Genomic DNA, 10,132 nt, shown 5'->3' with positions numbered 1-10,132 from the left:
GCGGCCTTCTGCGCCGAGCGGCTGGGCGGGACGATCGTGCGGGTGCCCGCCGGGGAGGTCGAGGCTGAGGTCCGCTCGGCGCAGAAGGCCGCGGAAGAGGCCGTGGCCCAGGCTCGGCGGCAGCACCGCGCCGAGCGGCGGCGAGAGTTCTCGGACAAGCTCGGAGCCCTGTTCCACCGCTAGCGACCGGACCGGCGCGGGCAGGCCCGCAGCGGGTGCAAGCCGATGAGGCCGGTGCCGGATCTGCGGTGGTGCGGCAGACCGCGAGAGGAGCCGACGATGGGCGAGGGTGACCGGGGCGACCGGGTACTCGATCGTGTGCGCCCCGCCGGCCTGGTGGACGTCCCGGCCCTGGTGCGCCTGATCGCCTCGCGCGCCGCCGGCACGCCACCGGCCATCGACCGCGCTGCCGAGCAGGTTCGGGCCGTCCTGCGGCTGCTGCTGGCCCACCATGCCCTTGAAGAGGGTCACGTCTGGGTGGCAGAGCAGCACTCCGGGGAGCTCATCGCCGCCGCCGTGTGGCTGCCGCCGGAAGCCGACCGGGACTTCAGCCGCTTCCACGGCCTGATCGCCCGGGAGCTGGAGGTTCCGCCCGACCTGCTGGCCCTGGGCAGGGCAGACGGTGAAGCGCTGGAGGCCGCTCGGGCAGGTACGCGGGACTGGGTCCTGCTGGTGGCGAGTCGCGAGGGCGACTGCTCGCACGGGCTGCTCGACCGCGTCCTGGCACCGGGTCTTCGGACCGTGGACCGGCAGAACGGCACGGTGGTCGCGTGGACCGCTTCCATCCCCGAGGCCGGTCGGCTGGAGGCGTTCGGCTTTCGAGGCACCCACACAGTGGCGCTGCCGTCCGGCGGGCACGTCTGGCTGACCAGCCGTCCCCCGGCGACGGCTCGACGGCCTCGTCCCTGACCGGCTCGGCAGCAGCGTCGCACTCCCTGCCCGCCGACAGCGCTGTCACGTCGGCCGACCGGCCTGGGACGATCTTGGAGTTGATCGTGCCGGGAGGGGTTCGCCCGTGCCGTCCGCGCCGCCGCCCTGCCAGGGGCACCGGCACCCGGCGGAGATCATCGCGCACGGCGGGTGGCGGTACTCCCGCTTCCCACTCGGCTTCCGCAAGGCCGGGGAGCTGCTGCCCGAGCGCGGCGTGCTCGTCTTCCACGAGACCGCCCGCCCCTGGTGTGCGAAAGTTCGGGCAGGTGTACGCCCACGGCCATCGCTTGCAGACATCACGCTCCATCTCCAGCTTCCGGATGCGCTTGCCCTTCTCCCGCGCCTGCGCCCGCAGGCGCTCCAGCTCGCCCCGCTCCGTCTCCCGCAACCGGCCCGTGCCGGAGGCGACCGGACCGGCAGCACCGGCCGGGACCCGATCCGGGGCCGGCTAACCCGTCCGGCGAGCCCTCGACACCCAGCTGTGCAGCGTCCCCGACCCCCGTGTGACCTCCGGGATCGGCTTCCCGGCCTCGGTCACGATGCGTACAGCCCCTTACGGAACTCAGCATCGAACCTCCGCTTCCCCGACGTCATGACTCCCAACTTCCCCTTCCGCCACGGTGTCTCCACGCTACGAGGGTGGCCATGCCGCTGCTCCTGTGCCGCCTGGCCGTTCACTGGCTGTGCCTGTTGCCCGGCACGTAGCGCGGGTGCAGGCTGCTGAAAGACGAAAGGAGTCCTTCGATGAGCCAGCACCCGCCCACCCCGCAGGTCGACCGTCCGATTGTCGGCTCGTATTCGTCATACGACGGCGCACAGCGCGCGGTCGATCATCTGTCCGACAACAGGTTCCCGGTGGAACGCACCGCGATCATCGGCTCCGACCTGCGCATGGTCGAGACCGTGCTCGGTCGGCTCACCCGCGGCCGGGCCGCCCTGGCCGGGGCGGGCAGCGGAGCCTGGTTCGGACTGCTGATCGGGCTGCTGCTGTCGGTGTTCGCCGCCGGTAACCACCACGTCCTCGTCCTGATGCTGAGCGGACTGGCCTACGGCGCCCTCTTCGGCGCGGTCTTCGGCTTCGCCGGCCACGCCCTCAGCGGCGGCCGCCGCGACTTCGCCTCCCGCAGCCAGATCGTGGCCGCCCGCTACGACGTGGTCGCCGACACCGAGGTCGCCGACGAAGCCAAGAACCTGCTGATCAAGCTCGCCTGGCGCGAAGACTGACCGCAGCCTGCCCCGCCCAGGCGGGCAGGGCGTGGATGCCGCCGGTGGATGCCGCCGTCCGAGCACACACGGACGGGGGCGTAATTACGGCCGGTGAAACCCGACTTCATCAGTAGGCAGGCACACGTAGTCGGCAGATTCGTGGGGTGGTCTGTTGACCCGGAGGTTGTCGCGCACGCCCTGGTAGCGGCCCTGCCGGCGAGTGCGGTAGCGGCCTTCTTGCCGGTCTCGCGCATCTTCACGCCGGTGATGCAGTGGCCGTCGGCGCGGGTGAGGTAGGCGAGGTCGGCCTCGGAGGAGAAGCCGGAGTCGGCGACGGTGACCCCCAGCCCAGCCGCCAGGAGCGTAGATCGTCTCTGACCTGCTCGATCGCGGTGGTGTCGGAGGTGTCGCCGGGCCAGCCCCAATAACGGACCGGGATACCTTCGCGGGTGACCGCGAGCCCGATGACGATCTACGGCAGGTCCTGGGAGTGCCCGAACCGGCGAAACGCCTCATCGCCCGCCTCTCCGTCCTCGCCGTCACGCTCGAAGCAGGTGCTGGTGGTGTCGAAGAAGAGCAGGTCGCCTTCGAGGTTGAGCAAGTGGGCGGCGGCGAAGAACACGCACTCCTGCGCGGCGCCTTCCGCCTCGCTCTCGACAAGCAGGCCCATCGCACGCAGGGCCTGGCTGTTGCCGTCGAGTCCGGGCAGATCGGTCACGACCACGTCGCGACTGGCCACTCGCCCGCGGCGAGTTTGGAACCCGGCGCGATGGCGCGGTTGGCGACCAGCGCGAACAGCACTCACTCGACTGCACAACCGGCGCCCGTTCAAAACCTGGGCGAGTGCAGTGTCGACGCCGGGCAGCTTCCACAGCTGATCCAGCAGCCAGACCCCGCCCATCGGACGGGAGAATTCCACCTGCAGCGGACCGGCCTTGGCACCCAGAGGCGCGGTGACCTCGTCGTCCTCGCCGAGGTAGTGGTTGATCGAGGCGACCAGCCGGCGCAGGGTCTCGAGGCCGAGCCGGTCCTCGGCGGGCCAGCCGGCGCCTTCCCCACAACACCGGAAGGTGGACCGTCCTGATGGTGCGTGTGTCCGCGGCCTCTGCCAGTACAGTCGCTGCAAGGAGCGGCTGGAGAGGCAGGGGCGGGAATGCTCGAGATCAGCGGGGTCACCTGGGCGGTGACGATCGCGGTCATCGTGGGACTGCTGGCCCTGGACCTGACGATGGGGTGGGTGAAACCGCATCGCGTCGGCTTCCGGGAGGCCGCCGCCTGGTCCGTGTTCTACGTCGCGGCCGCTGTCGTCTTCGGCGTGTGGTTCATGAGCGCCTACGGGGGCACCTACGGCACCGAGTACTTCGCCGGTTATCTGGTGGAGAAGAGCCTCTCGGTCGACAACCTGTTCGTGTTCGTCATCATCATGACGACGTTCACTGTGCCGGAGGAGCACCAGCAGAAGGTGCTCTCCTTCGGCATCGTGCTCGCGCTCGCCATGCGTGCCGTCTTCATTGCACTCGGAGCCGCGCTGATCTCCGCGTTCTCCTTCATGTTCCTGCTGTTCGGCCTGCTGCTGATCTACACGGCCGTACAGCTCTACCGGCACCGGGACGAGGATCCGGACGTCGAGGACAACGGCGTGGTGAGGGCGGCCCGGCGACTGCTCCCGGTCACCGAGGGCTACGACGACGGCCGGATCCTCACCCGGGTGGAGGGGCGGCGGATGGTGACGCCGCTGCTGATCGTGCTCATCGCGATCGGCAGCGTCGACCTCCTGTTTGCGCTCGACTCCATCCCCGCGGTCTTCGGCGTGACCGAGGAGCCCTACATCGTCTTCGTGGCCAACGCGTTCGCCCTGCTCGGCCTCAGGGCACTGTTCTTCCTCGTCAAGGGCCTGCTGGACCGGCTCATCTACCTGTCGACGGGCCTCGCGGTGATCCTGGCCTTCATCGGGGCGAAGCTCGTCCTCCACTGGGCGCACGAGGACATCTCGCACGACGTTCCGGAAATCTCCACTCCGCTCAGCCTCGTCGTCATCGGGGTCGTGCTCGCCGTCGCCACGGTGGCCAGCCTGGTCAAGACCCGCCGTGACCCCACCAGCAAGGCGCACGCTGGGTCGCTCAGGGCCCACCGACCCCGACCGGAGCAGGACAAGGACTGAGGCCCCCAGCACCCGCCACGAAGCTTGCGCCGCATGCCGGGCTGACCGTTCCGGGGTCGGCCCGCGCCCCGGCACCGAACAATCTGTGGTTCAGCCTCCCAAAGGTCGCCGGCCTCTCCGTCTGGAAGCGCGGCCGCCCTTGCCCGCCGCGCGAAGCCGCAGGTGATCGCCATACAGACCATGCCAGTGTTCTGGCACCCCGGCATCGCCCGCGAGCCGGCCGTGGTGATCGACACCACCGCGTCCCGCACCTGTCGCCCGGGCGAGCTCGACGCCGCGGCCGGCGCCGCCTACATCCTCGTGCCGGACCACCTGCGGGCTGGCCACCTTCACCACCGAGGTTGACCCAGTCACGGAAGCAGAGGCGGCAGGCCACCGCGCCCTGGGAGTGGTTCAGGGGAGCCCGGCGAAGCGTTCCACGGCTTGGGCGCGGCCGGTGACGACGAGGATGTCGCCGGGCTGGACGACGGTGCCGGCGGTGGCATGGGGGAAGGCTTCGCCAGCGCGTTGGACGCCGACGACGGTCACGCCGTGGCGGGCCCGCAGCTGGCTCTGGCCCAGCGGTTTACCGACGGCTTCCTGTGAGGCGACGGTTTTAATCAGGGCGTAGTCGTCGTCGAATTCGCTGAAGTCCAGCATCCGGCCGGTCACCAGATGCGCGACGCGCTCGCCCATCTCGTACTCGGGCAGCACCACGTGGTGGGCGCCGAGGCGTTCGAGGATCCGGCCGTGCCGGCGGCTGATCACCTTGGTCCAGATGTGGGGATGCCGACGTCGACGAGGTTGGTGGTGATCAGAATGCTGGCCTCCAGGTCGGTGCCGATGCCCACGACCACGCGGGAGTACTCGATGACACCGAGCTGCTCCAGCACCTGGGGGTCGGTGCAGTCGGCCACAGCGGCGTGGGTGAAGTCCTCGCTGAGCTGCTGCACGAGATCCGGATCGGTGTCCACGCCGAGGACCTCCCAGCCGTGACGCATCAGTTCCCGCCCGAGAGAGCGGCCGAAGCGGCCCGGACCGATCACGGCGATCCGGGTGTCGCCGCTCGATCGCCCGGCCGGGGCAGGGAGGTGGCGCGTGAGGCGCCGGCGCAGGGGGCGAAGTAGTCAGCCAATGACGGGTCGCCCCTCGAGCAGTCGGTAGCGTCGCGCATGTTCGTGCAGGGCGAGCGCGGACGCGAGGACCACCGGCCCCACCCGGCCGACGAACATCAAAACGATCAGCACCAAGTGGCCGCCGGTGGGCAGGCCGGCGGTGATACCGGTGCTCAGCCCCACCGTGGCGAACGCCGACACCACCTCGAACAGCACCGCCTCCAACGACGCGCTGCTCATGGTCAACAGGGCAAGCATGCCGATCATGACCAGGCCCACACCGAGCAGCGCCACGGTCAGGGCCTGCCGCAGGGCGGCCTGCGGGATCCGGCGGCCCATGGCCTCGGCCGCGGGGCGACCGCGCGCCTCGGCGAGGATGGGGCCTCGCGGTATGGGGGTTGAGTCGGCTACGCGATTCAGTGCCCGGAGCCGGATTCAAGGTTTTCCTAAGGTTTCTCCAAAGTCGATCGGCCACGGTGGACACCTGACCGATCGACCGGCGGGGCGCATCCCGTACCACGGGGAGGACCTCCGCGTGCGGCCCGGCGCCCCGACGCGATCGCCAGACCAGAGAAGAACCGGCTGAAGGGACATCACATGAAGACCGTACGTGGGTTGGCCGACCGCATGCTGGAGCGCCTGGTGCCGCAGGAGACGGCGAGCGCGTGCACCGGCTACTGGATCTACCGGTGCATCAACAGCTCGTGCGGCAGCTTCAGCAACTACACGCAGCGCGTCTGGTCTTGTGACCTCAACAGGCGCGAGTTCATGAGCTGCGGTTGCTGAACCGGCCCTGACCCGTCCGGCTCCGTGACCCTCTGCGGGGCGTAGGGCGGTAGCTCTCCCTTCGGCGCCGTGACCCGTCACCGCCATGGGGGCCGCCTTCCTTCGGACACCGTACAACCCGTCTCGTGGCCCGGCCTGTACCAGGGCCGGGCCACTGATCTCTCCCCGGGAGACCCAGTGGAATTCGTCTCGGCCGTGAGCCAGATCGCGCTCGTCCTGGTCTTCGCGGCGGCTGTCCTCGGAAAAATCAGGAACACGGAGGCGTTCCACGCCTTCACGTACTCCGTGGAGACACTGGGGCGGATGTCCGCCGCCCGGGCGCCTGTTCTCGCGGCGGGCGTCGTCCTCGCGGAAGCGGCAGGCGCCCTGCTCCTGGTCTGGCCCGCGGCGTATGGCGGCCGACTTCCCGCGTTGATCGGTCTTCTGATGGTGATCGGTCTGTTGGCCTCGTTCACCTACGCCGTCGTCCGCGCCCTGCGCGCCGGGAAGCAGGTGGTCTGCCGATGTTTCGGTACCTCGGCCGGCCCTGTCGGCCCGCCCCAACTCGTACGCAACGCCGTGCTCCTCGCGGTCGCGGTGACGGCCGCCCCCGGTGTGTGGGAGAGCGGGCATCTCTCCTGGCAGGCCCGGTTCGCCGCCTGGCTGTGCGGGGCGACGGCCGCTCTCGTCCTGGTGGTCGGAGACGAACTGGTGACGCTGCTGCGGCCCACACCCGCCGCCCCGACCCGTACGAGCATCTGATCCCTCTACCGAGAAGAGGCCGACCATGATCTACCTGGCCATAGCCCTGGTGGTCGTTGGCGCGCTCTGCGCGCTGGACCTCATGCTGACGCTCGCGGTTCTCCGCCGACTCCGGAACCGGTCCTCCGCCGCCCCGGCCCTCACCGAGGAGGGCGGCATCTCCGTGGGCGCGATCGTGGCACCCTTCAGCAGCCGGTGTCTCGAGGGCATGCCACTGACGGAACGTGATCTCACTGACGGCGCCGTGGTGTCGTTCTTCACCCCGGGCTGCAAGCCGTGCCGGGACAAGCTGCCTCGCTTCGTCGAGCAGGCCGGCGCACTCCAGGGGCGGCGCCAGGTGGTCGCCGTCGTGGTGGCGGGGAGCGGCGAACAGCGATACGAGGACGAGGCTCAGGCGATAGCCGAGCAGCTCTCCTCCGTGGCACGGGTCGTACGAGAGACACCAGAGGGGCCCTGCGTGAGCGCGTTCGAAGTCAATGCCTTCCCTTCCCAGTTCGCCATCTCGGCATTAGACGGGGAGCCGCCCAGCGTGGCTGCGGTCGGGGACTCGGTCCTCACCGCCGTTCCGGCCGGGCGGATATGAGCCCCGCCCCGGGTACCACCGCGCCACCCCGTGCGGTGCCGCTTCACCGCGCCGTGATGTCGGCTCTCGGGCTCGGCCTACGTGCCACTCCCATCGCGATGGCCGGATTTCTGGCGGTGACCGTTGTGTCCGCCGCGGCGCCCGTGGTGGTCACGTGGCTGGTCAAGGACATCCTGGACGGGCTCGCGGCAGGCAGCGGTGTACACGAGACCTTCGGCACCGCCGTCGCGCTGGCCATCGTCGGCGCGGTGATGGCCAGCACCCCTCAGCTCACCGGCTACCTCCAGGCCAGGATGACCCGTGCGACCAGTCTTCTCGTCCAAGAACGGCTGCACACCACCGTCGACGGCTTCGTGGGGCTAGGCCGTTTCGAGAACCCAGAATTCCTGGACCGACTCAGGATGGCGCAGCATGCCGGCGGGCTCGCCCCCTTCCAGATAGTGCAGGCGGTGGCGGGCATCGTCCGCAGCTGCGTCCTCCTCGTCGGTTTCGTCGGTTCCCTCGCGGTCCTGCATCCTCTGCTCGCCGTCGTCGTGTCGCTGTCCGGTGTCCCCGTGCTCTGGGCAGAGATCATGCTCAGCCGTCGGCGTGCCGCCACCTTCTGGGAGATCAGCCCCACCGAGCGCCGGGAACTCTTCTACGCGACGCTGCTGTCGAGTGTGGAGGCCGCCAAGGAGATCCGGCTCTACGCCGCTGGACGCTTCTTCCGGGAACGTCTGCTGGCCGAGCGACGCAAGGCCGACGGTCTTCGGGAGCTGATGGACCGCAGGGAACTGCGCGTGCAGACCTCCTTGCAGGTGGCTGCCTCCGTCCTGGCGGGGGCCGCACTGCTGTGGGCGGTCGAGTCCGCCGCACGGGGAACCATGACGGTCGGCGGCGTCTCCTTGGTGCTGGCCGCCATCCCCGCCGTGCAGAGCGGTATCGCGGGACTGGCCAGTGAGACCGGGCAGGTGCACCACTCCCTGATGATGTTCGATCACTACGTCACCGTGGTGAGACTCGGCCCCGACCTTCCCTCCCCCCGGCGCGCCACTGCGGTCCCGCCCCTGCGGGACGCCATCGAACTGCGGGACGTGTGGTTTCGCTACGACGAGGGCACGCCCTGGGTGCTGCGCGGCGTCGATCTGCGCATCGAGGCCGGGAAGGCACTGGCACTCGTGGGGGTCAACGGCTCGGGGAAGTCGACGCTGGTCAAGCTGCTGTGCCGGTTCTACGACCCCACCCGCGGTCGTATCCTCTGGGATGGCGTCGGCCTGCACGACATGGACCCGGTGGAGCTGCGGCGACGGGTCGCCGCCACCTTCCAGGATCCGATGCGTTACGAGCTCACGGCCCAGGAGAACATCGCCGTCGGTGACCTGAGCGCCCTCGACATACCTGGCCGGTGTGAGAAGGCGGCCCGGCTGGCAGGTGTGCACGAGGACGTCGCGCGGCTGCCCCACGGGTACTCCACCCTTCTCAGCCGCACTTTCTGGGGCGAGGATGACCACGCGTCCGGCGTGCAGTTGTCCGGAGGACAGTGGCAACGGATGGGCCTTGCCCGCTCGTTCCTGCGTGCCGACGCGGACCTGCTGATCCTGGACGAGCCCAGCTCCGGTCTGGACCCGGCCGCCGAGTACGAGATCCACACCCGGCTGCGGGCCCGCCGCTCTGACCGCACCAGCGTTCTAATCTCGCACCGGCTCGGCGCGGTCAAGGACGCCGACACCATCGCGGTCCTTCAGGATGGGCGGATCAGCGAACTAGGCGACCACACCGCTCTCATGGGCCGCCAAGGGACCTACCACCGGCTGTTCACGCTGCAGTCCCGTGGCTACCGCGAACGGACGGGCGACTCCGCGGACGAGGAGGCATACGTGGCCCACCCCCTTTCCTTGCCTGGCCTGAGTTCGTGAGGAGGCGTTCCGTGTACGTGGCGGTGGGGAGCGCCACCGGGCTGGCGGCCTTGGGGTGCGCGGTGGCGTTCCTGCTCCGGCGTCACTGCGCCCTTCTCGATGTCAGCGGCTCCAGCATGGTCCCCACCTACCGTGACGGGGACCGGCTGCTGGCGCTCAAGATACCAGCACGCCTCGTGCGCAGAGGGGCGGTCGTCGCGATCCGGATGCGACTGGCGGAGGGTGCGGACGGGAAGGACGTCACGCCCGGGGAACCCCTGCCCACCGCCATGATCAAACGCGTTGCCGCCCTTCCCGGAGACCGGATGCCCGGCCCACCTTCCTCGACGGACCTCGTGCCGGCCCGGCATGTGTACGTCCTCGGTGACAACCATGAGGCCAGTTACGACTCCCGCCATACCGGGCCCGTGCCGTTCGACCGGCTCGCCGCGGTGGTTCTCGGCCGGATCCGCCACGGCGTCGGCCCAGGGATCACGGACCACCACGTGCTGTGAGGTGAGCTTCTGAGGTTTTCGCGTCGGGTGCGGGGGTTCGCGGTCGGGTGTAGGCCGGAAGGTATGAGGTATTCCGGTGACTCCACCCGTGACTGAAGTCGCGGGCTTCCTGTGTCGGTGGCTAATACTCCAGCCGTAGATTGTGATCTTCATGTCTGATCCGCGGCTTGTCGGCGGTAGTGGCTGGCCCGAGCTCGGGCCTGATGGCGGCGTCGTCAGGCGGACCAGCCGAGCCGGTGGGC

The 10,132-nt window shown here is 69.7% G+C and carries 12 protein-coding genes and 2 pseudogenes; 10 read left to right on the top strand and 4 right to left on the bottom strand.

What is annotated here, in order from left to right; all coding sequences use genetic code 11:
- From B7L92_RS20530 to B7L92_RS20510, 3 genes and pseudogenes are all read left to right on the top strand, one after another.
- Nucleotides 1-183 (top strand): annotated as a pseudogene (locus B7L92_RS20530) (histidine kinase); the annotation flags it as partial.
- A 96-nt stretch (nucleotides 184-279) separates the two neighbouring features.
- Nucleotides 280-909, top strand: a complete 630-nt coding sequence (locus tag B7L92_RS20525) for a hypothetical protein (RefSeq protein ID WP_081238971.1) — start codon at nucleotides 280-282, stop codon at nucleotides 907-909.
- A 765-nt stretch (nucleotides 910-1,674) separates the two neighbouring features.
- Nucleotides 1,675-2,154, top strand: a complete 480-nt coding sequence (locus tag B7L92_RS20510) for a YflT domain-containing protein (RefSeq protein ID WP_081238970.1) — start codon at nucleotides 1,675-1,677, stop codon at nucleotides 2,152-2,154.
- A gap of 156 nt (nucleotides 2,155-2,310) precedes the next feature.
- Here the strand turns inward: B7L92_RS20510 and B7L92_RS40340 are convergent.
- Nucleotides 2,311-3,169: pseudogene (locus tag B7L92_RS40340) on the bottom strand (IS1634 family transposase); the annotation flags it as partial.
- A 120-nt stretch (nucleotides 3,170-3,289) separates the two neighbouring features.
- Here B7L92_RS40340 and B7L92_RS20495 point away from each other — a divergent pair.
- Together B7L92_RS20495 and B7L92_RS40695 are read left to right on the top strand one after the other, a co-directional pair.
- The gene (locus B7L92_RS20495; protein ID WP_081238967.1) at nucleotides 3,290-4,297 is read left to right on the top strand and encodes a TerC family protein; all 1,008 of its coding nucleotides are present in this window, start codon (nucleotides 3,290-3,292) and stop codon (nucleotides 4,295-4,297) included.
- 180 nt (nucleotides 4,298-4,477) lie between these two features.
- Nucleotides 4,478-4,642 carry a hypothetical protein gene (locus tag B7L92_RS40695; RefSeq protein WP_159461051.1) on the top strand — a complete coding sequence of 55 codons (165 nt, stop codon included), beginning with the start codon at nucleotides 4,478-4,480 and terminating at the stop codon, nucleotides 4,640-4,642.
- 48 nt (nucleotides 4,643-4,690) lie between these two features.
- Here B7L92_RS40695 and B7L92_RS42495 read toward each other — a convergent pair whose 3' ends face one another.
- The 3 genes from B7L92_RS42495 to B7L92_RS20485 form a co-directional block, all read right to left on the bottom strand.
- The gene (locus tag B7L92_RS42495; protein ID WP_255311056.1) at nucleotides 4,691-5,044 is read right to left on the bottom strand and encodes a potassium channel family protein; all 354 of its coding nucleotides are present in this window, start codon (nucleotides 5,042-5,044) and stop codon (nucleotides 4,691-4,693) included.
- On the bottom strand, nucleotides 5,041-5,277 hold the full coding sequence (locus B7L92_RS42490; RefSeq protein ID WP_255311055.1) for an NAD-binding protein: 237 nt from the start codon (nucleotides 5,275-5,277) through the stop codon (nucleotides 5,041-5,043). Before B7L92_RS42490 ends, B7L92_RS42495 begins: the two co-directional genes overlap by 4 nt.
- A 126-nt stretch (nucleotides 5,278-5,403) precedes the next feature.
- On the bottom strand, nucleotides 5,404-5,730 hold the full coding sequence (locus tag B7L92_RS20485; protein WP_081238966.1) for a potassium transporter TrkG: 327 nt from the start codon (nucleotides 5,728-5,730) through the stop codon (nucleotides 5,404-5,406).
- Nucleotides 5,731-5,988: 258 nt separating this feature from the next.
- Here B7L92_RS20485 and B7L92_RS20480 point away from each other — a divergent pair, with 258 nt between their 5' ends.
- From B7L92_RS20480 to B7L92_RS20460, 5 genes are all read left to right on the top strand, one after another.
- Nucleotides 5,989-6,177 (top strand): hypothetical protein, encoded by a 189-nt coding sequence (locus B7L92_RS20480; RefSeq protein WP_081238965.1) that lies wholly within the window; start codon nucleotides 5,989-5,991, stop codon nucleotides 6,175-6,177.
- A 195-nt stretch (nucleotides 6,178-6,372) separates the two neighbouring features.
- Nucleotides 6,373-6,918, top strand: coding sequence for a MauE/DoxX family redox-associated membrane protein (locus B7L92_RS20475; protein WP_159461050.1), 546 nt, complete (start codon nucleotides 6,373-6,375; stop codon nucleotides 6,916-6,918).
- 25 nt (nucleotides 6,919-6,943) lie between these two features.
- Complete coding sequence (locus B7L92_RS20470) at nucleotides 6,944-7,501, top strand: redoxin domain-containing protein (RefSeq protein ID WP_081238963.1); 558 nt, start codon at nucleotides 6,944-6,946, stop codon at nucleotides 7,499-7,501.
- A gap of 116 nt (nucleotides 7,502-7,617) precedes the next feature.
- On the top strand, nucleotides 7,618-9,396 hold the full coding sequence (locus B7L92_RS20465) for an ABC transporter ATP-binding protein (RefSeq protein WP_159461049.1): 1,779 nt from the start codon (nucleotides 7,618-7,620) through the stop codon (nucleotides 9,394-9,396).
- A gap of 11 nt (nucleotides 9,397-9,407) precedes the next feature.
- Nucleotides 9,408-9,890, top strand: a complete 483-nt coding sequence (locus B7L92_RS20460) for a S26 family signal peptidase (RefSeq protein WP_081238961.1) — start codon at nucleotides 9,408-9,410, stop codon at nucleotides 9,888-9,890.
- Nucleotides 9,891-10,132: the final 242 nt, after the last annotated feature.

This window comes from Streptomyces viridosporus (assembly GCF_002078235.1).
GTDB lineage: Bacteria > Actinomycetota > Actinomycetes > Streptomycetales > Streptomycetaceae > Streptomyces > Streptomyces viridosporus.
This window is presented reverse-complemented; position numbering and strand designations above follow the sequence as displayed.

Coding starts and splice junctions, on each gene's coding strand:
- B7L92_RS20525 (WP_081238971.1), top strand. CDS start 280: ATGGGCGAGGGTGACCGGGGCGACCGGGTACTCGATCGTGTGCGCCCC.
- B7L92_RS20510 (WP_081238970.1), top strand. CDS start 1,675: ATGAGCCAGCACCCGCCCACCCCGCAGGTCGACCGTCCGATTGTCGGC.
- B7L92_RS20495 (WP_081238967.1), top strand. CDS start 3,290: ATGCTCGAGATCAGCGGGGTCACCTGGGCGGTGACGATCGCGGTCATC.
- B7L92_RS40695 (WP_159461051.1), top strand. CDS start 4,478: ATGCCAGTGTTCTGGCACCCCGGCATCGCCCGCGAGCCGGCCGTGGTG.
- B7L92_RS42490 (WP_255311055.1), bottom strand. CDS start 5,277: ATGCGTCACGGCTGGGAGGTCCTCGGCGTGGACACCGATCCGGATCTC.
- B7L92_RS20485 (WP_081238966.1), bottom strand. CDS start 5,730: ATGGGCCGCCGGATCCCGCAGGCCGCCCTGCGGCAGGCCCTGACCGTG.
- B7L92_RS20480 (WP_081238965.1), top strand. CDS start 5,989: ATGAAGACCGTACGTGGGTTGGCCGACCGCATGCTGGAGCGCCTGGTG.
- B7L92_RS20470 (WP_081238963.1), top strand. CDS start 6,944: ATGATCTACCTGGCCATAGCCCTGGTGGTCGTTGGCGCGCTCTGCGCG.